18 protein-coding genes are annotated in these 22,218 nt (G+C 68.2%); 9 read left to right on the top strand and 9 right to left on the bottom strand.

What is annotated here, in order from left to right:
* Window positions 1–113 precede the first annotated feature (113 nt).
* From Q0672_RS01415 to Q0672_RS01400, 4 genes are all read right to left on the bottom strand, one after another.
* Window positions 114–2,207 (bottom strand): YgiQ family radical SAM protein, encoded by a 2,094-nt coding sequence (locus Q0672_RS01415; RefSeq protein ID WP_298618997.1) that lies wholly within the window; start codon window positions 2,205–2,207, stop codon window positions 114–116.
* A gap of 145 nt (window positions 2,208–2,352) precedes the next feature.
* Window positions 2,353–3,438, bottom strand: coding sequence for an acyltransferase (locus Q0672_RS01410; RefSeq protein WP_298618978.1), 1,086 nt, complete (start codon window positions 3,436–3,438; stop codon window positions 2,353–2,355).
* Window positions 3,439–3,542: 104 nt separating this feature from the next.
* Complete coding sequence (locus tag Q0672_RS01405; protein ID WP_298618976.1) at window positions 3,543–4,325, bottom strand: LytTR family DNA-binding domain-containing protein; 783 nt, start codon at window positions 4,323–4,325, stop codon at window positions 3,543–3,545.
* Window positions 4,322–5,341, bottom strand: a complete 1,020-nt coding sequence (locus Q0672_RS01400; RefSeq protein WP_298618974.1) for a sensor histidine kinase — start codon at window positions 5,339–5,341, stop codon at window positions 4,322–4,324. The genes Q0672_RS01405 and Q0672_RS01400 overlap by 4 nt, the downstream gene beginning before the upstream one ends.
* A gap of 84 nt (window positions 5,342–5,425) precedes the next feature.
* Here Q0672_RS01400 and argH point away from each other — a divergent pair, with 84 nt between their 5' ends.
* The 6 genes from argH (at window position 5,426) to Q0672_RS01370 (ending at window position 11,393) form a co-directional block, all read left to right on the top strand.
* Window positions 5,426–6,886, top strand: coding sequence for an argininosuccinate lyase (gene argH, locus Q0672_RS01395; RefSeq protein ID WP_153162669.1), 1,461 nt, complete (start codon window positions 5,426–5,428; stop codon window positions 6,884–6,886).
* 14 nt (window positions 6,887–6,900) lie between these two features.
* Window positions 6,901–8,181 (top strand): serine/threonine-protein kinase, encoded by a 1,281-nt coding sequence (locus Q0672_RS01390; protein WP_298618972.1) that lies wholly within the window; start codon window positions 6,901–6,903, stop codon window positions 8,179–8,181.
* 264 nt (window positions 8,182–8,445) lie between these two features.
* Window positions 8,446–9,024 (top strand): hypothetical protein, encoded by a 579-nt coding sequence (locus Q0672_RS01385; RefSeq protein ID WP_153162673.1) that lies wholly within the window; start codon window positions 8,446–8,448, stop codon window positions 9,022–9,024.
* 14 nt (window positions 9,025–9,038) lie between these two features.
* A complete protein-coding gene (locus tag Q0672_RS01380; RefSeq protein WP_298618969.1) occupies window positions 9,039–9,371 on the top strand; it encodes a hypothetical protein in 333 nt (110 codons plus the stop codon).
* On the top strand, window positions 9,358–10,275 hold the full coding sequence (locus tag Q0672_RS01375; RefSeq protein WP_298618967.1) for an HprK-related kinase A: 918 nt from the start codon (window positions 9,358–9,360) through the stop codon (window positions 10,273–10,275). Before Q0672_RS01380 ends, Q0672_RS01375 begins: the two co-directional genes overlap by 14 nt.
* A complete protein-coding gene (locus tag Q0672_RS01370) occupies window positions 10,272–11,393 on the top strand; it encodes a nucleotidyltransferase family protein (RefSeq protein ID WP_298618965.1) in 1,122 nt (373 codons plus the stop codon). The genes Q0672_RS01375 and Q0672_RS01370 overlap by 4 nt, the downstream gene beginning before the upstream one ends.
* 31 nt (window positions 11,394–11,424) lie before the next feature.
* Here the strand turns inward: Q0672_RS01370 and grxD are convergent, their stop codons facing one another.
* The 4 genes from grxD to hemA all read right to left on the bottom strand — a co-directional run bounded on the left by grxD (window position 11,425) and on the right by hemA (window position 15,005).
* The gene (grxD, locus tag Q0672_RS01365) at window positions 11,425–11,733 is read right to left on the bottom strand and encodes a Grx4 family monothiol glutaredoxin (RefSeq protein WP_153162681.1); all 309 of its coding nucleotides are present in this window, start codon (window positions 11,731–11,733) and stop codon (window positions 11,425–11,427) included.
* Window positions 11,734–11,797: 64 nt separating this feature from the next.
* On the bottom strand, window positions 11,798–12,631 hold the full coding sequence (gene prmC / locus Q0672_RS01360; RefSeq protein WP_298618962.1) for a peptide chain release factor N(5)-glutamine methyltransferase: 834 nt from the start codon (window positions 12,629–12,631) through the stop codon (window positions 11,798–11,800).
* On the bottom strand, window positions 12,624–13,709 hold the full coding sequence (gene prfA, locus Q0672_RS01355; protein WP_298618960.1) for a peptide chain release factor 1: 1,086 nt from the start codon (window positions 13,707–13,709) through the stop codon (window positions 12,624–12,626). The genes prmC and prfA overlap by 8 nt, the downstream gene beginning before the upstream one ends.
* A 45-nt stretch (window positions 13,710–13,754) precedes the next feature.
* Entirely contained in the window at window positions 13,755–15,005 is a 1,251-nt protein-coding gene (gene hemA / locus Q0672_RS01350; RefSeq protein WP_298618958.1) for a glutamyl-tRNA reductase, read from the bottom strand.
* A gap of 293 nt (window positions 15,006–15,298) precedes the next feature.
* Here hemA and Q0672_RS01345 point away from each other — a divergent pair, with 293 nt between their 5' ends.
* Window positions 15,299–17,053, top strand: coding sequence for a bestrophin family ion channel (locus tag Q0672_RS01345; RefSeq protein ID WP_298618956.1), 1,755 nt, complete (start codon window positions 15,299–15,301; stop codon window positions 17,051–17,053).
* Window positions 17,054–17,411: 358 nt separating this feature from the next.
* Window positions 17,412–18,272, top strand: coding sequence for an NF038132 family protein (locus Q0672_RS01340; protein ID WP_298618954.1), 861 nt, complete (start codon window positions 17,412–17,414; stop codon window positions 18,270–18,272).
* Between the two features lie 37 nt (window positions 18,273–18,309).
* Here Q0672_RS01340 and Q0672_RS01335 read toward each other — a convergent pair whose 3' ends face one another.
* Entirely contained in the window at window positions 18,310–18,717 is a 408-nt protein-coding gene (locus tag Q0672_RS01335; protein WP_298618952.1) for a YkgJ family cysteine cluster protein, read from the bottom strand.
* Between the two features lie 288 nt (window positions 18,718–19,005).
* Here Q0672_RS01335 and Q0672_RS01330 point away from each other — a divergent pair.
* Window positions 19,006–22,218, top strand: a 3,213-nt coding sequence (locus Q0672_RS01330) for a YDG domain-containing protein (protein ID WP_298618950.1), incomplete at its 3' end; no start/stop codon positions are given.

The following is a 22,218-nucleotide window of genomic DNA, read 5'->3' as shown; positions in this document are numbered from 1 at the left end:
TATGTTGCCTACCGCACATACGCGAGAACCCACTCGACATGGGTGGCCGGATGATACCGGCGACAGGAGAGTGCGCCCCGTGCAGCCCTGGCGCTGCGACGCACAAATTTACCTTATCGCGTCGGCTTTCCGCCACGGCGGGGTGGTGGCGCCCGGCGCGCGCCCACCGGGCTGGCTGCCTTGCCGGTGCGACGCGCGCCGCCACCGGGGTTGCCACCGCTCCGGTCGAGCACCACCGGCTGGTCGCGGGGCACCAGATGGCGCGGCGCCGTGCCGATCAGATCGGACCGGCCCATCGCCCGCAGGGCCTCGCGGATCAGCGGCCAGCCTTCGGGATCGTGGTAGCGCAGCAGCGCCTTGTGGAGCCGGCGCTGGCGGCCGGACTTGGGCGTATCCACCGCCTCGGAATCCGCTGAGACCTTGCGCAGCGGGTTCTTGCCCGAGTGATACATGGTGGTGGCCATGGCCATCGGCGTGGGCAGGAAGGTCTGGACCTGGTCGAGCTTGAAGTTGTTGGACTTCAGCCACAGCGCTAGATTGACCATATCCTCGTCACTGGTGCCCGGGTGGGCGGCGATGAAGTACGGAATCAGGTGCTGCTTCTTGCCGGCCTCCTTCGAGAAGCGCTCGAACATCTCCTTGAAGCGGTCGTAGGTGCCGATGCCGGGCTTCATCATCTTGCCCAGCGGGCCGTCCTCGGTGTGCTCCGGGGCGATCTTGAGCAGGCCGCCCACGTGGTGGGTGACGAGTTCCTTCACGTATTCGGGCGAGCGCACCGCGAGGTCGTAGCGCAGGCCGGAGCCGATCAGCACCTTCTTCACGCCCCGGATCGCTCGCGCCTTGCGGTAGAGCTGGACCAGCGGGCCGTGGTCGGTACCGAGGTTCTCGCAGATGCCGGGGAACACGCACGACAGCCGGCGGCAGGACGACTCGATCTTCGGGTCCTTGCAGGCCATGCGGTACATGTTGGCGGTGGGGCCGCCCAGATCCGAGATGGTGCCGGTGAAGCCCGGCGTCTTGTCGCGGATCTCCTCGATCTCGCGCAGGATCGACGCCTCGGAGCGGCTCTGGATGATGCGCCCCTCGTGCTCGGTGATCGAGCAGAAGGTGCACCCGCCGAAGCAGCCGCGCATGATGTTGATCGAGAAGCGGATCATGTCCCAGGCCGGGATGCGCGCCTCGCCGTAGGCCGGGTGCGGCCGGCGGGCGTAGGGCTGGCCGAAGACCCAGTCCATCTCCTCGGTGGTGAGCGGGATCGGCGGCGGGTTGAGCCAGACGTCGCGGCAGCCGGGTCCGACGCCGTGGGCCTGGACCATCGCCCGGGCGTTGCCGGGGTTGGATTCGAGGTGGAAGGTGCGCGACGCATGGGCGTACATCACCCGGTCGTCCTTCACCACCTCGTAGGCCGGCAGGCGGATGACCTGCTTCGCCCGGTCGGCCTTGCGGGCGGCGACGCGCTCAGCAGCCGGGATGATGCGCACCGGCTGGGCGCCGTCGGCAGCGGGCGCCGTCTGCTGGGGCTCCATGGCGTAGGGATCGGGGTGCGGCTCGACCGGGCCGGGGCGGTCGATGGCGATGGAGTCCACCTCGACAAAGCCCTCCGGCCGCCAGCCGGGCTTGACCATGAAGGCGGTGCCACGCAGATCGCGGATCTGTTCGATCGGCTCGCCGGCGGCGAGGCGGTGGGCCAGCGCGATCACCGCCCGCTCGCCAGAACCGAACACCAGCAGGTCGGCCTTGGAATCGGGCAGCACCGAGCGGCGCACCTTCTCGGACCAGTGGTCGTAATGGGCGATCCGGCGCAGGCTGGCCTCGATGGAGCCGATCACGATGTTGGCGTCCGGGTAGGCCTCGCGGGCGCGCTGGGCATAGACGACCACCGCGCGGTCCGGGCGCTTGTCGGGCTCGGCGCCGGGCGTGTAGGCGTCGTCGGAGCGGGGTTTGCGATCCGCGGTGTAGCGGTTGATCATCGAATCCATGTTCCCGGCGGTGATGCCGTAGAACAGGCGTGGCTTGCCGAGCGCCCGGAAGGCGTCGGCCGAATACCAGTCGGGCTGGCTGATGATGCCGACGCGGAAGCCCTGGGCTTCGAGGGCGCGGCCCACCAGCGCCATGCCGAAGCTCGGGTGGTCGATGTAGGCGTCGCCGGTGACGATGATGATGTCGCAGGCGTCCCAGCCGAGGGCGTCCATTTCCGCCCGGCTCATGGGCAGGAAAGGCGCCGGCTTGAGCTCGGGCCGGTAGCGGGGATACGAAAGCAGGGAGGGGGTGGTGCCGGGGTTTTCCATGGGGCGCGATTGTACGGGAGCCCATGTTGGAACACCCGCGAAAGCGGACGTTCCCGCCCCGGAATCAGGCCATCGCCACGCCGCGCCGCTCGAAAAGCCCGAGCAGCCAGCCACGCAGCCGGTAACGCTGCGCCTCGGTCTGGCGGCTGATCAGCACCACGCTCGCCAGCATCAGGCCGGTCACCGTCAGCCAGTACCACGGCTGTGCCGGATTGCCACCCACGACCGCGCTCCACATGAGGAACAATGGCATGTGCAGCAGGTAGAGCGTGAAGGTGCAGGCGGCGAGCAGACGCACCGGGCGCTCCACGGCAATCAGCCAGCCGCCCGCCCCAGCCAGCAGGTTGCGCATGCCGGCGAAGTTCATGCACACCAGCAATGCCAGCAGGTAGTCGCCGACCACGTAGTTGGCAAACCCCAGGTACTGGGCCCGATCCTGCCCCAGCGTGGCCTTGAGCCACTCGCAACTCCAGGCGTCGATCCCCCAGGCGTGGAACTGCCAGATGCCGACGAGGCTGAGCGCCATCAGCGCGAGGGACGGCCACCGGCCCAGCCGTCGCGGCCAGCGCCAGCGGTACAGCACGACGCCCGAGCACCAGATCGGCGCCAGCAGGATGAACTTCGGCCCCAGCGCGAGCGCCAGCAGCGCCGCCGCCACCCAGCCTTTGCGCCGGGGCAGGAAGACCACCAGCGCAAACGCGGCGTAGTACCAGAACTCCACGCAGATCGACCAGAACGGCAGGTTCGAGAAGCTCATCACCGACATCAGCCACACCTCGTTGAGCAGCAGCAGGCTCAACACGACCCGCGCCAGCACCTGGCCGGACGCGCTTTGCGCGTAGATTGCCGGCTCGACGGCGCGGCCAATGGCGTCGCAGATCAAGGTGAGGAAGATCGCCGGCACGGTGACCGAGAAGATGCGGGCGATGCGACTGGCGGCGTAATCCGGCCAGTGCATCTCCTTGGTGTCGGTGACGTGGCGGATGACGAACCCCGACAACACGAAGAACACCACCACCGCGCTGTGGCCGTAGCCACTGAAGGGAAGCTCGGTTTCGCTCAGGAAGCGCTGGTTCGAGTGGTACAGATAGACAAGAAACGCTGCAGAAACACGTATCAGATCAAGATAGATCGAAAAGGACCGCCCCACTCCACCGCTCCGTCATCATATGCGAACGGAGAATTTACAGTTTTTTACGTTGATGCCATCCGGTAATCGGCAGATCACCGTGACATTATTGACGACCGCACGACTCAGACGCCCAGCGCGTCCTTTACCGCCGGCCATTGGCGGCGGCTCACCGGCAGCTGCTCCGGCAGCCCTTCGAGGAGTATCACCCAGTGGGCCTCGCCATCCACGCCGGTGGTCGCGCGAGCCACGCCGCGCACGGCGTCCCGGGCGATCAGACAGTTGCGGTGGATGCGCAGGAAGCGGCCGGGGAACTCCTCCTCCAGCTGCACCAGGGATTCGTCCAGCAGGTATTCCCGCTCCAGGCTGCGGGCCACCACGTACTTCTGCTCGGCCTTGAGGTACAGCACCTCGGCCACCGGCACCAGCAGGATGCGGCCCCGCTCGCTGACGCTGAAATGGCTGCGGGTGGTGGGCGCGATCCGGCGCAGCACCTCGTCGGCCGGCGGACGCAGGCGGCGGGCCTTGGCGATGGCTTCGGCGAGCCGCCCGGCGCGCACCGGCTTGAGCAGGTAATCCACCGCAGCAAGCTCGAAGGCCCGCACCGCGTATTCGTCGTAGGCGGTGGTGAAGATCACCGCCGGCGGGTGCTCCAGCCGCCCCACGTGGCGGGCCAGCTCGATGCCGGCCATCACCGGCATCTGGATGTCGGTGAGGATCAGGTCGACCGGCTCCTTCTCGAGGATCGCCAGCGCCTCGACGCCATTGGCTGCCATCCCGGCGACGCGGGTCGGCTGGGTGTCGGCGATGTCGCCGAGCAGATCCTGGAGCCGCTCCCGGGCCGGCGCTTCGTCGTCGACGATCAGCACCGAAAGCGGGGCGAAAGCGTGGTCGGCCGGCTCGCTCATGGCGTACTCCGGAAAGGCAGGCGGATGCGCACGCGGAAGGCATCGGCATCCTGCTCGGTATCGAGGGTGGCTTCGAGGTCGTAGAAAAGCATCAGTCGTTCGCGGATGTTGTCCAGGGCCATGCGGTTGCCCGCGTGGTGGCTTTCGGCGTCGAGCAGCGGGTTGGCGATGGTGATGAACACCTCCGCCCCGCGCCGCGCGATGGTAATCGAAACAGGGCCCGGCGCCGCGCCGGGCTCGATGCCGTGATAGACGGCGTTCTCGATCAGCGGCTGGAGCAGCAGGGGTGGCACCAGCGCGGCGCCCGCCGAGGTGTCGCGCTGCCAATCCACCTGCAGGCGGTCGCCCAGGCGCAGGCGTTCGAGGTTGAGGTAGCGCTCGCACAGGGCGATTTCATCGGACAGGGGCACCAGCTCCCGGTTGTCCTGCATCAGCGCGCGGAACAGATCGGCGAGCTCCTCCAGCCCTTCCTCGGCCCGCCGCGGATCGCGCCGGAGCACGCCCAGCACGCCGTTCAGGCTGTTGAACAGGAAGTGCGGCCGGATGCGCGCGGTGAGCGCCAGCAGACGCGCTTCGGCCAGCACCGGCGCCAGCGCCGCGCCGCGCAGGTGAAAGTAGATGAGCACGATCGCCCCCACCACCAGCGACCACACCAGCGGCCGCGGCCCCTCGTCCACCTCGACCGGCGCCAGCAGGCTGCCGCTCAGCAGCGCAACGCCCGCCACCAGCAGCATCACCACCGCCACGCCGCCCGCGTAGGGCAGCCGAAGCAGCAGCGGCTTGAGCAGGAACAAGGCCGCCACCGAGAGAATCAGCGGAAACTCGACCCTCACCGCCATGTCGAGGAATTCGCCGAACAAGGCCTCGATCTGATCGTTGCGCACGAGCACCGCGGCCAGGCCAAGGGCATTGACCAGCACCACCGTGCGCAGCACGACGCCGAGGTTGCGAAAATCAGGCAGGCTCGCCGGATACCGGCTTCGACCGGCGGGGCGCGCTTTTTGCTTTATACTCATGAATCGAAATCCGGGCCAACAGCTTGAATCCACGGGATTCTCGCCGTAGATAGCCCCCCTTTATCGCAGAGAGCATTTTCAATTATGGCAGATCAATCCGTACCGCAGGACGGCGCCGCCAAGGCCTGGTCCGGTCGCTTCTCCGAACCCGTCTCCGAGCTCGTCAAGCGTTACACCGCCAGCGTCTTCTTCGACAACCGCATGGCTGCGCAGGATATCCGCGGCTCGATCGCCCACGCCACCATGCTGGCCCGCCAGGGCATCATCGGCGCCCAGGATCTGGCCGACATCGAACGCGGCATGGCCCAGATCGCCGGCGAGATCGAACGCGGCGAATTCAACTGGAACCTCGACGACGAGGACGTCCACCTCAACATCGAGAAGCGCCTCACCGCCCTTGTGGGTGACGCCGGCAAGCGCCTGCACACCGGCCGCAGCCGCAACGACCAGGTCGCCACCGACATCCGCCTGTGGCTGCGCGACGCCATCGACACCATCCTCGGCCTGATCCGCGAATTCCAGCTGGCCGTGCTTGATCTCGCCGAGCACCACGCCGACACCCCGCTGCCGGGCTTCACCCATCTGCAGGTTGCCCAGCCGGTCACCTTCGGCCACCACCTGATGGCCTACTACGAGATGACCCGTCGCGACGCCGAGCGCTTTGCCGACTGCCGCAAGCGCGTCAATCGCCTGCCGCTGGGTTCCGCCGCGCTCGCCGGCACCACCTACCCGATCGACCGCGAATACGTCGCCGAGCTGCTGGGCTTCGAAGAAGTCTGCTTCAACTCGCTGGACGCCGTCTCCGACCGCGACTTCGGCATCGAATTCTGCGCCGCAGTGTCGCTGCTCATGACCCACCTGTCGCGCCTGTCGGAAGAGCTCATCCTGTGGATGAGCCCGCGGGTCGGCTTCATCGACCTCGCCGACCGCTTCTGCACTGGCAGCTCGATCATGCCGCAAAAGAAGAACCCGGACGTCCCCGAGCTCGTCCGCGGCAAGACCGGCCGCGCCAACGGCAACCTGATCTCCCTGCTCACCCTGATGAAGGGCCAGCCCCTGGCTTACAACAAGGACAACCAGGAAGACAAGGAGCCGCTGTTCGACTCCGCCGACACCGCCATCGACACCCTGCGCATCTACGCCGACATGATGGGCAGCCGCGTTGATGCCGCCACCGGCGAGAAGGTCTTCAACGTCCGCGTGAAGCGCGAGGCGATGCAGGCCGCCCTCACCCAGGGTTACGCCACCGCCACCGACCTGGCCGACTACCTCGTCAAGAAGGGCCTGCCCTTCCGCGACGCCCACGAGGCCGTGGCGCTGGCCGTGCGCGCCGCCGACGCCAAGGGCGTCGACCTGCCCCAGATCCCGCTGGCCGAGCTGCAGGCCGCCATGGCCCACGTGCCCGGCGCGGTCGAACGTCTGGCCGACGACGTGTTCCAAGTACTGACGGTCGAAGGTTCGCTGGCCGCCCGCAACCACATCGGCGGCACCGCCCCGGCCCAGGTGCGCGCAGCCATCGCCCGCGCCCGGCAGCGGCTCGCCTGAGGAGGGAACGAGGCATGGAAAGGATCGGCAAATACGAGGTGCGGCGGCTGCTGGGCGCGGGGGCGACCAGCAACGTCTATCTCGGCTACGATCCTTTCGCCCAGCGGGAGGTGGCCATCAAGCAGCTTCACCCGGAGATGCTGCGGGTCACCGACCACACCACCCTCTACCACCACATGCTGCTCAACGAGGCCTCCCTCGCGGGCAAGCTGCAGCACCCCCACATCATCCAGATCCACGACGCGGTGATCGACGAGCGCGACGCCTACGTGGTGATGGAATACGTCCCCGGCGGCACCCTCGAAGCCTTCACCCAGCCCGACCACCTGCTGCCCTCCGAACGCCTCGTCGAGATCATCTTCAAGTGCACCCGCGCGCTCGACTATGCCTATCTGCACGGCGTCACCCACCGGGACATCAAGCCGGCCAACATCCTGCTCGTCTCGCCCGAGGGCCAGGACATCAAGATCTCCGATTTCGGCGCCGCGATCTTCACCGCCACCGAAACCACCCAGCTCACCACCCTCGGCTCGCCGGCCTACATGTCGCCCGAGCAGGTGCGCGAACAGCCCCTCGACCACCGCACCGACATCTATTCCCTTGGCGTGGTGATGTACCAGCTCCTCACCGGCCGCCTGCCCTTCGAGAGCAGCAGCAACGTGGGCCTGATCTACCAGATCGTCCACGAGACGCCGCCGCCCCCGTCGAGCATCCGCCCCGAGATCCCGCCCGAACTCGACGCCATCGTCTGCAAGGCCATGAGCCGCGACGTGGCCGGGCGCTACGCCACGTGGCTCGAGTTCTCCCACGACCTCGCCCAGGCTTACCGCAACCGCGGCCTCACCACCGCGCCCCACGAGATGCCCGACAGCGAGAAGTTCGAGCGCCTGCGCGCCTTCCGCTTCTTCCGCGAGTTCACCGACGTCGAGATCTGGGAGATCGTCCGCTTCGCCGAATGGCGGCAGTTCCCGCCCGACTCGGTGGTGATGAAGGAAGGCGAGCCCGGCAACTACTTCTGCTTCGTCGTCGAAGGCACCATGCGCATCGTCAAGAAGGGGCTCCTGCTCAACACCCTCAGCCCCGGCGACTGCTTCGGCGAAATGGCGCTCTTCGCGGCCGGGCGCGGCGCCCGCACCGCCTCGGTCGAAACCATCAGCGAGACGCGCATCCTGACCATCCGCGCCCCGGCCCTGCTGCGGGCCACCAGCCTGTGCCAGATGCACTTCTACAAGGGATTCCTCGAAGTCCTGGCGAGCCGCCTGTCCCTCGCCAACAGCCGCATCGCCAACGTCTGAACCCGCATCGTCGCGCCACCGGCGCGGCGGAACGGATTTTGTCGGCATTTTTTACACGCCCCCGCCGTTTTCCGCCCCCGATTTCGTCGTGCCTTTTTATACCCTTAAAAATCATGACCCTACTCCCCAAAGGGGGAAGCGGAATGAAACTTGCTTGACCTAATCCGACCAAAAAGCGGACCCACGTCACACTCGTGACTGGCGGGCCTGCATATACTGCAAATAAATCACGCCTGTCATGGCGCCAGTTGAACGAGGTTTAGGATGAATCTGGAACACCCCGAAAAATCTGCCGAGCAGCAAGCCAGCAACGACGGCCAGACGCCCAAGGCCAATCGCCGCAAGCTCATCCAGACCGGCCTGGCCGGCGCGCCGCTGCTGATGGCCCTGAAGAGCGTTCCCGCGCTGGCCGCCGAGTGCAAGCAGCCGTCCGGTTTTTCCGCGTCCGGCAACCTGAGCCAGAACGGCACCACCCCCTGCGCCCCGAAGATGAACGGCGTGACCTTCTGGCAGGCCTACGCGGCCGCCAACCCGCCGACCGTCGACGACCTCGACAACAAGACCTTCGGCAGCGTGTTCACCGCCTCCGCCGGTCGCACTGAAACCATCCGCGCCATCATCACCGGCTCCGACACCGCGGGTGACGCCCCCCTCGAACGGCAGATCGTCGCCGCCTGGCTCAGCGCCAAGGCCGGCAGCCCGCTGTTCACCGCAGCCCAGGCCATCGCCATGTGGAACGAAGGCGTGGTCGGCGGCTCCTGGCACCCGAACCCGAGCGTGCCCAGCGTCTCGTGGGGCAAGACCCAGGTCAAGCAGTACCTGGATTACGTCCTCAACGCCTGATCCTGCATCGAGTCTTGCTTTCGGCCGGCGCCCAGTACATCGCCTCTGAAACCCTGTTCGAGGGCCTGGCCGAAGTACGTTGGAAAGAAGTGGATGAAGGATGGGTCCGTTACGACCCATCCGCCGGCGAGACCCTTCTCCTCGCCCCGGTCACCCGTTTCGTGCTCGACCAGTTGGCCGTCCCCGGCCACAGCCTGAACGCCGACGACCTCGTCGCCGCCGTGCTGCGCGAAGAACCCGAAGCCGCCCCCGAAGCCTGTCGCGAATTCGTCGCCGTTGCCCTTGAGGCACTGCTCGGCGCGCGCCTCATCCGAGCCCAGTCGAGCCCCCGCCTTGAGAATCCGTGACCTGTCCCCCGCCGAGTTCCGCCAGCGGCTGACGGGCGACGGCATCCGGCTCGCCGCCGGGCCGTTCAACTGCCGCCTCCAGAGCGGCATCCCCGAGATCGCCGACGAGCTCGCCCGGCTTTACGCCCACCACCCGCTGGCCGACGCGTCGGATTTCACCGACTTCCACGTGGCCGTGCAGCCCGGCCACGGCGTGCGCCGCTGGATCAAGCCCCAGGCCCGCTTCGTGGTCGATGCCGTCGAGCCCTTCACGCCGCTTCCCCGCGCCCAGGCCCTGCCGATGCTCGAGTGGGGCCTCAACTGGTGCGTCACGGCCTACTGCCACCACATCCTGGTGATCCACGCCGCCGCCGTCGCCCGGGGCAACCGGGCAGCGATCCTGCCGGCGCCCCCGGGCTCGGGCAAGAGCACCCTGTGCGCCGCGCTGGTCAATCGGGGCTGGCGCCTGCTGTCGGATGAGCTCACCCTGATCCGCGTAGACACCGGCCAGATCATGGGCCTCGCCCGGCCGGTCAACCTCAAGAACGCCTCCATCGACATCATCCGCGCCTACGCGCCGGACGCCTTCCTCACCCAGCCGGTACGCGACACCACCAAGGGCACCGTGGCCCTGATGGCGCCCACCCGGGCCAGCGTCGAAGCCGTCGGCGAGTGGGCCGATCCCGCCTGGATGGTACTGCCCCGCTACCGCGCCGGCAGCGAGGCCGTGCTCGCCCCGATGGGCAGCGGCGCCGCCTTCATGCAGCTCGCCGACAACGCGATGAACTACCACGTGCTGGGCCCCCGGGGCTTCGACACCGTCGGCCGCATCATCGACAACTGCCGCAACTACAGCTTCGAATACAGCCGCCTCGACGACGCCATCGCGGTGTTCGACCGCCTCGCCGCGGAGGACGCCCGATGAACCTGCTCCTCCAGGCCTACCGTGATCCCCAGTCGGTCCGCCGGCTCGGCCCCTCGCAATGGGATCTGCTCGTCCGCCAGGCCCGCCACGCCAACCTGCTCGGCCGGCTCTACCTGCGCCTGCAGGCAGCCGGCGTCGAGGATGACATCCCCGAGCGCCCCCGCAACCACCTGCTGTCCGGCGCCCAGATGGCCGGCGAGCAGCGCCACGCGATCCGCCGCGAAGCCCGCTTCCTGCGCGAAGCCCTCGAACCGCTGGGCATCCCTGTCATCCTGCTGAAGGGCGCCGCCTACGTGGCCGGCGCGCTGCCCGCCGCCCAGGGCCGGCTGTTCTCGGACGTGGACATCCTGCTGCCCAAGGCGCGCCTGGCCGACGCCGAATCGGCGCTCCAGCTCAAGGGCTGGATCAGCAGCGCCACCGACGACTACGACCAGCGCTACTACCGCCGCTGGATGCACGAGCTGCCGGCGATGCGCCACGTCTTCCGCGGCTCGGCCCTCGACGTGCACCACACCATCCTGCCGCCCACCGCCCGCCTCAAGCCGGACGCCAAGCTGTTGATCGAAGCCGCGGTGCCGCTGCCCGACCTGCCCGGCGTGAGCACCCTGTCGCTGCCCGACCTGATCCTGCACAGCGCGTCCCACCTCTTCCACGAGGGCGAGCCGGACAACCTGCTGCGCGACCTCACCGACCTCGACCTGCTGCTGCGCCACCTGGCCCGCGACCCCGCCGCCTGGGATGTGCTGGTCCATCGGGCCGAACAACTCCAGCTTGCCGGCCCGCTGCGCCTCGCCCTGCGCTACTGCCACCGCATGCTCGACACCCCGCTGCCGGAGCGCGTCCAGGCCCGCACCCGCTGCCTGGAGGGCGGCATCCGCCAAAAGCTGCTCGACGCCATGTACGCCCGCGTGCTGCGCCCCCAGCACCCCAGCACCGCCGACGCCCTCACCCCGCTGGCCCGCCGCAGCCTGTACATCCGCGCCCACTGGCTGCGGATGCCGCCGCTGCTCCTGGCCTACCACCTGGCCCACAAGGCGGTTTTGCCCGCCAGGCAGGAAACCCACCCCCTCAGCACCGAGCAGGTCGCGCTGCCGGCAGACGTAAAAAAAGCGGCCTGAGCCGCTTTTTTTACTTGAGCGAAAACCCCGCTCAGGCGGCCAGCATCTGCTGGAGCTCGCCCGACTGGTACATCTCGCGCATGATGTCGGAGCCGCCGACAAACTCGCCGTTGATGTAGAGCTGCGGGATGGTCGGCCAGTTGGCGTATTCCTTGATGCCCTGGCGGATGCCTTCGTCGGCCAGCACGTCCACCGCAAAGATCTCCTTCGCGCCACAGGCCTGCAGGATCTGCACGGCGGTAGCGGAGAAGCCGCAGCGGGGCATGGAGGGCGAACCCTTCATGTACAGCACGACCGGGTGGGTTTTGACTTGTTCGTCGATGATTTGTTGGACGTCCATCGTGGTCTCGCAAAAATAGTTGAGCAATTCAGTCGGAAAAGTCTAGGCCCGACCGCCGGCCACGTCAAGGGCGGCGGCCAAGGGTGATGCGTTCGATCCCGGCCAGATCCCGCGCCGACGCCACCTCGGCAAAGCCGCCGGCCCGCAGCTGCTCGCGCACCGCTGGCGCCTGATCGTAGCCGTGCTCCAGCAACAGCCAGCCCCCAGGTTCAAGAAAGGCCGGCGCGGCCGTCACGATGCGCACGATGTCGTCGAGCCCCGCCGGGCCCGAAGCCAGCGCGCTGGCCGGCTCAAAGCGCACGTCGCCTTCGGCGAGATGCGGGTCGCCGTCGGCCACGTAGGGCGGATTGCTGACGATCACACCGAAGCGTTCACCTGCGGTCAGCGCGGCAAACCAGTCGCTTTCAACGAAACGCACCCGGGCGCCGAGGGCGTCGGCGTTGGCCCGCGCCACCGCCAGCGCGGCGGACGAAAAATCCACCGCCGTCACCTGGGCGGCGGACAGTTCGAGGGCCAGCGTGACGGCCAGGGCGCCGCTGCCGGTGCCGAGATCGAGGATCGTCGGCGCTGCGCCCACCGGCACGCGCTCGCGCACCAGATCGACGATGAGCTCGGTCTCGGGCCGGGGGATCAGCACTGCCGGGCCCACCTTGAAATCCCGCCCGTAGAACTCCCGCACGCCAAGCAGATAGGCCACCGGCTCGCCGGACTCGCGGCGCGCCAGCAGATCGGCAAAGCGCCCGGCCTGTTCGGGCGTGAGGGTGTCCTCGGGATACGCCGCGATGCGGGCGGCGGTCACGCCGAGGATCTCCCGCAGGAAGAGCCGCGCCTCGCCCGCGGGGATACGCCCGCGAGCGGCGGCCAGCGCCGCGCCGACGGTGGCCGGCAGATCAGCCATTCTCGTCGGCCAGCTGGGCGAGGAGTTCGGCCTGGTGCTCGGCGGTGAGGGCCGCGATCACCTCGCCCAGATCGCCCTGCATCACTGCATCGAGCTTGTAGAGGGTGAGGTTGATGCGGTGGTCGGTGAGCCGGCCCTGGGGATAGTTGTAGGTGCGGATGCGCTCGGAGCGGTCGCCGCTGCCCACGAGGCTCTTGCGGGTGGCGGCTTCCTTCGCCTGCTGCTCACGCACCTGGATGTCCTTGATCCGCGCCGCCAGCACGCGCAGGGCCGAGGCCTTGTTCTGGTGCTGGGAGCGGCCGTCTTGGCATTCGGCGACGATCCCGGTGGGGATGTGGGTGATGCGCACCGCCGAATCCGTCTTGTTGATGTGCTGGCCGCCGGCGCCGGATGCGCGGAAGGTGTCGATGCGGAGATCCGCGGGGTTGAGCTCCACATCGCCCACTTCGTCCGCCTCGGGCATCACCGCCACGGTGCAAGCCGAGGTGTGGATGCGGCCCTGGGTTTCGGTGGCCGGCACGCGCTGCACGCGATGGCCGCCGGATTCGAACTTGAGCTTGCTGTAGGCGCCGTTGCCGGCGATGCGGGCAATGACTTCCTTGTAGCCGCCCAGCTCGGAATCGCTGGCCGAGATGATCTCGACCCGCCAGCCCTGACCTTCGGCGTAGCGGGTGTACATGCGCAGCAGGTCGCCGGCGAACAGCGCGGCCTCGTCGCCGCCGGTGCCGGCGCGGATTTCGAGGAAGAGGTTGCGGTCGTCGTTGGGATCGCGGGGGAGCAGCGCGGTCTGCAACTCGGCGTCGATGCGGGCCTGGGCTTCCTGGGCGGCCTCGAGTTCGGCGGCGGCGAGCTCCTTCATCTCGGGGTCGGCGAGGAGCTCCTTCGCGGTGGCTTCGTCCTCCAGGGCCTGGCAGTAATCCCGGTACAGGCCTACCACCGGCGTGATCTCGGCGTGCTCGCGGGTGAGCTTGCGGTAGTTGTCCATGTCGGCCGCGGCTTCGCTGGTGGCGAGCAGGCGGTCGAGCTCCTGCAGACGGTCGGCAAGGTTTTCCAGCTTGTCGCGGATGCGCTGTTTCATGGTGGTTCGGCCCGCGGCGGCGGGCAGGTGAGGCGCCCGGGAGGGCTAGTGGTTCTTGTCGAGATTGAACAGGCGCTGCACGAGTTCGGCGCAGTCGCCCGGCGCGCCGTCGGCTTCGTTGAGGAAGCGCGTGGGGGCGTGGAGGAGCTTGTTGGTGAGGCCGTGACTGAGGGCCTCGATGACCTTGGCCGGGTCTTCGCCCTTTGCGAGCAGGCGCACGGCGCGCTCGACCTCGGCCCGGCGCAGGTGATCGGCGTGTTCGCGCAGGGCGCGGATGGTCGGCACGGTGCCGCGGGTGTCGAGCCAGTGGAGGAAGCCGTCGACCCGCTGATCGATGATGCTCTCGGCCTCGACCACCGCCTGCTGGCGCGACTCGAGGCCAGAATCGACGACCTTGGCGAGATCATCGACGGTGTACAGGAAGACGTCGTCCAAAGCCGCAACTTCGGGTTCGATGTCCCGCGGGACGGCCAGATCGACCATCACCATCGGGCGATGCCGGCGGGCCTTGAGGGCGCGCTCGACCATGCCGAGGCCGATGATCGGCAGCGGACTGCCGGTGCACGAGACCACGATGTCGTAGCCGGCGAGGGCCTCGCCCACCTGGTCGAGGCGCAGCACGTCGGCGCCGAAGCGCGCGGCCAGCGCCTCGGCGCGGGTTGCGGTGCGGTTGGCGATGGTCAGCTTGCGGGGCTGCTCGCCGCCGAAGTGGGCGGCGCACAGCTCGATCATCTCGCCGGCGCCGACGAACAGCACGCGCTGGTCGCGCACGCTCTCGAAGATGCGCTCGGACAGATGCACCGCCGCCGCCGCCATCGACACGATGTTGGCGCCGATGGCCGTGGTGGAGCGGACTTCCTTCGCCACCGAGAAGGTGCGCTGGAACAGCTTGTGCAGCGTGGAGCCGAGGGTGCCGGCCTCTTCGGCGTGGCGCACGGCGTCCTTCACCTGGCCGAGGATCTGCGGCTCGCCGATCACCATCGAATCGAGCCCGCTGGCCACGCGGAACACATGGCGCACCGCGTCGCGCTGGGGAAAGGTATACAAGTAAGGCGACAGATCCTGCAGCGCCACCCGGTGGTATTCGGCAAACCAGTCGGCCGCGTGCTGGGGCTGCTGGGTGGCGAAGTAGAGCTCGGTGCGGTTGCAGGTGGAGAGGATCGCCGCTTCCTTCACCGGTTTTGCCCGCACGAAATCACCCAGCGCCTGCCCGAGCAGCTCCGGCCGAAAGGCCACCTGCTCCCGGATCGAGAGCGGCGCAGTGTGATGGTTGAGTCCGAGGGCAAAGAGTTGCATGCGCAACACCGGGGGCGGGCGGAATTTTTCAGCCGGCGATTATAACACCCGGACTTTTAACGCAAAGCTGAGGCAGCTCAAGCCGCCGAAGCAATCGGCCACAGCACCGCATCCCGGGGCTCCCGCCTCACCGGGCAAGGGGCCAGCGCCTCCACAGGGCCGGCCCGGACGCACTTGCGACCGGATCAAACGCCCACCGCCCCGTGCTGCAACGCACCACAACGCGCTAAAGTAGTGCCCCGCCCCCGCCACTCCGGCGCGCCGGGCCCATCGCTCGCAAGACCCCATCGCCCATGATCGTCCGCCCCCGCCCGCGCATGCGGGAGCTCTTCTTCATCTGGAAGGGCTCCATCATTCCCCTCATCCTGCCCCAGGTGCTGTTCGTCACCGTGGTGGCCGCGGTGGTCACCAGCACCGCCGAATTCCTCGGCCCGCGCTTTCCGGATTTCGCCACTGGCCCGTTCACCTTCCTGGGCCTGTCCCTGTCGCTGTTCCTGGGTTTTCGCAACAACGCCTGCTACGACCGCTGGTGGGAAGCCCGCAAGCACTACGGCAACCTGCTGGTGGTGATGCGCTGCCTGGCCCGCGACAGCGCGCTGCTGGCCACCGACGACGCCGGCCGCGAGGAGCGCCAGACCCTGCTGCGCCTCGCCACCGCCTTCATCCTCGCCCTCACCGCCCGCCTGCGCGACCGCCCCATCGCCGCGGCAGCCGCCCCCCAGCTCACGACCGCCGAGCACACCGCCGTGGCCACCAGCCACAACGTGCCCGATGCGATCCTGCGCCTGATCACCACCCTGCTGTGCGACGCCCGCCGGGCCGGCCGGCTCGATTCGATCACCTACTGCGCGCTGGCCGAGCACATCAACCAGCTCACCGCCATCCAGGGCGCCTGCGAGCGCATCCGCCACACCGCGCTGCCCTTCGCCTACACCCTGCTGCTGCACCGCACGGCGCACATCTTCTGTTTCCTGCTGCCCTTCGGCGTGGTGCATTCGCTGGGTTACGCCACCCCGCTGCTCACCGCCCTGGTGGCCTACACCTTCTTCGGGCTGGACGCCCTCGGCGACGAACTGGAAGAGCCCTTCGGCACCGCCCAGAACGACCTCCCCCTCGACGCCATCACCCGCACCATCGAGATCGACCTGGCCAGACGGCTTCGTGCTGATGTAAGCTTCATGCGCGATGCATCCGGCAGCGGGAACCAAAGCCCGCCACCGACGCTCCGATCTGATCCCGACCAATCAACCCGAACCGCCATGCTCCGACATCCAGCCCGCTCCGCACTCGGCGCCCTCGCCCTGGCCGCCAGCCTCCCCGCCCTTGCCACCGACCGGATCGATCACCAGACCGAATCCGCCGTCCCCCACGTCCGCAACCTCTATGGTTTCGGCGTGGGCGTCATGCCGGCCACGTCCGGCTCCGACCAGCTGCGCACCCGGGTGCTGCCCATCATCCAGGCCAGCTATGGCGACCGCTTCTACATCAACGCCCTGCGCGCCGGCGTGTGGCTGCTCGATTCCGACGACAAGCGCCTGCGCTTCGGGCTGTCGGCCGACGCACGTTTCGGCTGGAAAGCCGAAGACGGCCGCCGCACCAAGGGCATGGAAGACCGGGATTTCGCCGTCGACGTGGGTCCGACCCTGCGCTGGCAGACCGACTACGGCACCCTCAACGCCCAGTGGGGCTTCGACGCCACCTCGGCGAGCAATGGACAGAACGTCCAGCTGCAGTTCGTGCGGGCCCTCGTCCGCGGGCAGGGGCTGCGCGTGAATGGCCTGGTGGGCGCCACCTGGAACAACCGCAAGATGAACCACTACTACTTCGGCGTCGCCCCCGCCGAAGCCACCCCCGACCGCCCCGCCTACACCGCCAGCTCGGGCACCCAGCTCCAGGCCGGCGTCAATGGCGCCTGGAGCACGGGCGGCAACGGCTCGGTGCTGTTCAGGCTGACGATCACCCGCCTCGGCGGCGCCCAGGCCGACAGCCCCATCGTCGAAACGCGCATCCAGCCTCTCGCCTACGCGGGCTACGGCTGGAACTTCTAGCCCCACCCACCGGGGGATGCCGGCCCGCCGAGCGCGGGTGGCAGCCCCCGGCATTTGCGGCTCGCGCACGCTGCGTACCCTTTCAGGATCACGCCTTCCGCCCGGCGCATCAGGTGCTGCCCCGCAGCCTGAACGCAACGCATCGGCCCACGCCCACGCCCACGCCCAGCCCCATGTGGGGTGACACGCCCCACCCCTGGGGCTTATCACCCGACGCACTGCTCACCACCTCCCCAGCCAGAACAAAAAACCCTTCCCGGCCAAGGCCTTGCCAAAGTCATCCGATTTCGGCACGGCACTTGCACAAGGCCTGTGGGCTCAGCGCCAACGACACAATAAAAAGGGAAAGGTCATCACCATGAACTTGCAGTTCACGCCAGCACGTATCGCCATCAGTCTTCTCGCCGCCGCGCTCGCCCCGGCCAGCCACGCAGCGTCGATCACCCTCGACAGCACCAGCTGGGCCGAAACCGGCACCAGCGGCCTGATCGCCGGCGACGGCACCGTCACCACCTCGCCCACCGGCAATGCGCAGTTCGGCTACGTGAGCACCTTCGGCGGGGTATCCGGCGTCTCGCCGCTGCTCCTCAAGACCGACGGCAAGGGCAATGAGGCGGCCAACAACGGCTCGACGGTCCGCTCCAGCGCCTTCAGCGCAGCCACCAGCGACACCCTGTCGCTGCTGTTCAACTACGTCTCCACCGACGGCCGGGGCTACGACGACTACGCCTGGGCCCGGCTGGTGAATGCGGCCTCCGGCAGCACCGCCGCGTGGCTGTTCACCGCCCGCAGCACCAACTCGGCACGGGGCAACGTGGTGCCCGGCGACGTGCTCAAGCGCCAGCAGGACAACAGCCTGCCGGACAAGCTCGACGCCGTACTCAACAACGGCGCATCGATCGGCTTTGACGTGGCAAGCACCGTGTGGGACCCCCTGGGCACCTCCAGCGGGTTCTGCTGGGATGCGGCGAACACCTGCGGCCCGTCGGGCTGGATTCACGCCGACTACACCTTCTCCGCCACGGGTGACTTCTTTTTGGAGTTCGGCGTCGTCAACTGGGGCGACGAAGCCTTCGACTCGGCGCTCGCCTTCGACTTCACGGGGCTGACCCGCGCCAGCTTCCCCGACGCCACCAGCACCGGCACCGTACCGGAGCCCACCACCGCGGCGCTCGCGCTCCTGGGGCTCGGGCTGCTGGCCCGACGCCGCCGGGGCTGATCCTCAGCCCTCGGGCGTGACGCCCCCACCATGGGCCTCACGCCTGCTTCGCCCGCGGCCCGTAGGCGCAATAGCCCGGCCGCGGCCCCACTTGCAGGTGCTTGCGGCAGGTGTCGGGGCGCTGCTCATACACCGTGCAGCGCCGCGTCACGGCACCGAGGAACAGACAGTCGCCGCTGGCCCGACGGGCCAGGGTGAAGATGCTGTTGCGGAAATTGAAATGCCCCACCAACCCGGCTTTGGTGAGCCGCCGGGCGATCTGCTTGGGCGCCTCGTGCTCGGCCTCGAAGGCGTCCACCACCTCCAGGCGCACCAGATCCGCCAGCCGGACCTCCACCGGCATCGTGCAGCAATTGGCCGCGCAGTCGTTGCACAAGCCGCTGCGATAGCGGGTCCAGGTGTTGAGACGGTCCACGTCCACGTTGAAGAAACCGGGGGCTGCCATTCAGATTTGCTCCAGACATCAGGACGTCCGCGCCCACCACCGGGAGCGGACGCGGGGGCAAAAGGACAGGGACCGCAGGCCATGGCAGCAATCCGACGGCCCTCACCACCACCTTCGCGCCGCCCAGAATGAGCAAATTTGATGTTTTTATCAAAAAAATCAATTTAGCCATAAAGACCGGACCTGTCGTGTCGTAATCGCCTCTTTGCCATAACCATTGCGCGCCTGGAATCAAGGCCACACTCCCGCCCCCCGGCGCGCGCACATTTGGTCGAGGATGAACCCAACATGCGACGAGCGTCCCTGAATCACACCTACCGCCTGGTCTGGAACGACCGCACCAACGCCTTTGTGGCAGTTGCCGAGACGACCCGGGCCCGGGGCAAGATGTCCCGCGCGGGCCGTGCGCTGCTGATCACCCTCGGGGTGGTCGCGGCCAGCGCGGCAGGCGCCACCAACCTGCCCACGGGCGGACAGATCGTGGCGGGCGCCGGCACCATCAGCCAGAGCGGCAACACCCTCACCATCACCCAGAACACCGCGAAGCTCGCCACCGACTGGCAGAGTTTCAGCATCGGCCAGGGCAGCCGCGTTAACTTCGTCCAGCCCTCGGCCAGCGCCGTGGCCCTCAACCGGGTGCTCGGCTCCGACCCTTCGGTGATCCAGGGCGCGCTCTCGGCCAACGGCCAGGTGTTCCTGCTCAACCCCAACGGCGTGCTGTTCACGCCCACCGCCCAGGTCAACGTGGGCGGCCTCGTGGCCTCCACGCTCGGGATGAGCAACAAGGACTTCCTTGAAGGCAACTACCGCCTGGAGGGCGCCAGCAGCAACGCCGTCATCAACCAGGGCAACATCACCGCGGCCAACGGCGGCAGCATCGCCCTCATCGCCGCCCGGGTCATCAACGACGGCGGCCTCACCGCCACCGGCGGCAACGTGCTGCTGGGCGCCGGCAATGCCGTGACCCTCGACCTCGGCGGCCCGGTGAAGCTGCAGGTCACCCAGGGCGCGATCGACGCGCTGGTCGAGAACGGCGGCGCCATCCGCGCCGACGGCGGCCTCGTCTATCTCACCACCAGGGCGGCCAACGCCCTGACCAGCGCCGTCATCAACAACACCGGGGTGATCGAAGCCCAGACCCTCGCCACCGGCGAGAAAGGCGAGATCCGCCTGATCGCCGACATGCAGTACGGCACCCTCAACGCCGGCGGCACGCTGGACTCCCGCGCGCCCAATGGCGGCGACGGCGGCTTCATCGAGACCTCGGCGGCCACCGTCAATACCCTGTCGGGCCTGAACGTCATGGCCGGCGCGGCCAGCGGCACCGGTGGCACCTGGCTGATCGACCCATACGACTACACCATCAACTCGACCGCAGCCAGCACCATCGGCACTGCCCTCAGCGGCGGCACCAGTGTCACCGTGACCACTCAGAGCAGTAACGCAAGCTACGGTGCCACCGGAGCCGGCACGGGCGACATCACCGTTGCCAGCGCCATCACCAAGACCGGCTCCGGCTCCGCCACCCTCACGCTGCAGGCCGACCACAGCATCATCCTGAACAGCAACATCACCGCCAGTGCCGGCGCGCTGAACATCGACCTCAGCGCCGCCAACGGCGCCGCGGTCACCACCGGCGGCGTCAACATCAACGGCAACCTCGACTCGAACGGCGGCTGGATCCGGATCGGCGGCGCCGGCGGCAGCCTGACCACCGCCCAGTCGTACGGCACCGGCTACGCCCTCAACCTCGACAGCAGCAACCCGGCCGTCCTGATCGGCACCAGCAAGAGCATCCTGTCCCGCGGTGGCGACATCACCATCAACGGCCGCTCCAACGCCACCACCGCCAGCTACGACGGCACCAAGGGCGGGGTGTACGTGAAGTCCGGCGCCACCGTCGACTCGGGCGGCGGCAGCATCTACATGAGCGGCGTCAGCACCGGCGACGCCAAGGAATTCGGCTTCGGCGTGGAAGCCAACTCCGGCACCGTCACCACCTTCAAGACATCCCAGACCACTGGCAACATCCGCGTCGACGCCCAGAACACCATCGACCCGCTGGGCGCCCTGGGCCTCGTGAACAACGGCAACCAGGCCCGCGTGCAGTTCATCGGCCCCTCCGTTGCCAACCTGCTGTTCCTGATCAACGGCTCCAGCAAGCTCGCCACCTTCACCATCCACCCGCCCTGCGGCTCGTCCTACCCCAACTGCGGCACGCTGGTGATCCCCGGCGGCAACGAGAGCTACACCAACGCCGGCTACCAGGTCGTCAACATGTCGACCGTGCCCCTCTACATCTTCACCAGCAGCGGCACCAAGGAATACGACGGCACCACCGCCGCCACCGGCCTCACCCTGAGCTCCCTCGGCGGCCCGGTCGGTTTTGCCACCGGCGACCTGGGCGCTCTCGACTTCGTCACCGCCAGCAAGAACGTCGGCAGCTACCCGTCGGTCAGCCCCACCGCCAGCAATCCGCTCAACTACACCTCGGGTGGCACCACCTACGCGGTCGGCTACTTCAGCAACGGCACCTACAGCATCACCCCCAAGCCCCTGAGCGCCGTCATCAGCAACAAGGTCTATGACGGCACCAACACGGCCTCCGTCTCGGCGAGCGGCGTCGTCGGCGGCGACAATCTGGTGTTCGGCTACACCGCCGGCACCTTCGCCGGCACCAGTGTCGGCACCTGGAGCGTCAACGTCTCGGGCATCACCCTCGGCGGCACCGACGCCGGCAACTACAGCCTGTCGGGCAGCACCTCCCTCACCGGCACCGCCAGCATCACCCAGCGGCCGGTCACGCTCACCGGCTCGCGCACCTACGACGCCACCAACACCGTCGCCTCGGGCATCTTCACGCTCGACAACGTCGTGAGCGGCGAAGACCTCGCCCTCAGCGGCAGCGGCACCGTGGCCGACAAGAACGTCGCCACCGGCAAGGCCGTCACCCTCGGCACCCTCGCCCTGGGCGACGGCAGCAACGGCACCGCCAGCAACTACAGCCTGGCGAGCGGCACCGCCGACATCACCAAGGCCGCGCTCACCGTCTCCGGCCTCACTGCCAACAACAAGACCTACGACGCGACCACCGCCGCCACCCTCACCGGCACCGCAACGCTGAACGGCGTGCTGCTCACCGATTCGGTCTCCGTCAGCGGAACCGCAACCGGCACCTTCAACACCAAGAACGTCGGCACCGGCAAGCCCGTCACCGCCAACCTTGGCGGCCTGAGCCTTGGCAGCACGGATGCCGGCAACTACGAGATCACCGGCGTCACCTCGCCGCTCACCGCCGCCATCACCAAGGCAGCCCTGACGATCTCCGGCCTCTCCGCCAACAGCAAGGCCTACGACACCACGACCGCAGCCACGCTCACCGGCACCGCCAGCCTCAGCGGCGTGCTGGGCAGCGATGTGGTCAGCCTCGGCGGTTCGGCCACCACCGGCACCTTCGACACCAAGAACGTCGGCACCGGCAAGGCCGTCACCGCCAACCTG

The sequence above is a fragment of the uncultured Zoogloea sp. genome (assembly GCF_937894855.1).
GTDB classification, from domain to species: Bacteria; Pseudomonadota; Gammaproteobacteria; order Burkholderiales; family Rhodocyclaceae; genus Zoogloea; species Zoogloea oryzae.
The sequence above is the reverse complement of the archived record's forward strand: the minus strand, read 5'-3'. Positions and strand labels throughout refer to the sequence as shown.

What these genes read in the sequence shown, in the direction of transcription:
- Q0672_RS01415 (WP_298618997.1), bottom strand. Translation starts at nt 2,207, where the DNA reads ATGAGCCGGGCGGAAATGGACGCCCTCGGCTGGGACGCCTGCGACATC.
- Q0672_RS01405 (WP_298618976.1), bottom strand. Translation starts at nt 4,325, where the DNA reads ATGAGCGAGCCGGCCGACCACGCTTTCGCCCCGCTTTCGGTGCTGATC.
- Q0672_RS01400 (WP_298618974.1), bottom strand. Translation starts at nt 5,341, where the DNA reads ATGAGTATAAAGCAAAAAGCGCGCCCCGCCGGTCGAAGCCGGTATCCG.
- argH (WP_153162669.1), top strand. Translation starts at nt 5,426, where the DNA reads ATGGCAGATCAATCCGTACCGCAGGACGGCGCCGCCAAGGCCTGGTCC.
- Q0672_RS01390 (WP_298618972.1), top strand. Translation starts at nt 6,901, where the DNA reads ATGGAAAGGATCGGCAAATACGAGGTGCGGCGGCTGCTGGGCGCGGGG.
- Q0672_RS01385 (WP_153162673.1), top strand. Translation starts at nt 8,446, where the DNA reads ATGAATCTGGAACACCCCGAAAAATCTGCCGAGCAGCAAGCCAGCAAC.
- Q0672_RS01370 (WP_298618965.1), top strand. Translation starts at nt 10,272, where the DNA reads ATGAACCTGCTCCTCCAGGCCTACCGTGATCCCCAGTCGGTCCGCCGG.
- grxD (WP_153162681.1), bottom strand. Translation starts at nt 11,733, where the DNA reads ATGGACGTCCAACAAATCATCGACGAACAAGTCAAAACCCACCCGGTC.
- prmC (WP_298618962.1), bottom strand. Translation starts at nt 12,631, where the DNA reads ATGGCTGATCTGCCGGCCACCGTCGGCGCGGCGCTGGCCGCCGCTCGC.
- prfA (WP_298618960.1), bottom strand. Translation starts at nt 13,709, where the DNA reads ATGAAACAGCGCATCCGCGACAAGCTGGAAAACCTTGCCGACCGTCTG.
- hemA (WP_298618958.1), bottom strand. Translation starts at nt 15,005, where the DNA reads ATGCAACTCTTTGCCCTCGGACTCAACCATCACACTGCGCCGCTCTCG.
- Q0672_RS01345 (WP_298618956.1), top strand. Translation starts at nt 15,299, where the DNA reads ATGATCGTCCGCCCCCGCCCGCGCATGCGGGAGCTCTTCTTCATCTGG.
- Q0672_RS01340 (WP_298618954.1), top strand. Translation starts at nt 17,412, where the DNA reads ATGAACTTGCAGTTCACGCCAGCACGTATCGCCATCAGTCTTCTCGCC.
- Q0672_RS01335 (WP_298618952.1), bottom strand. Translation starts at nt 18,717, where the DNA reads ATGGCAGCCCCCGGTTTCTTCAACGTGGACGTGGACCGTCTCAACACC.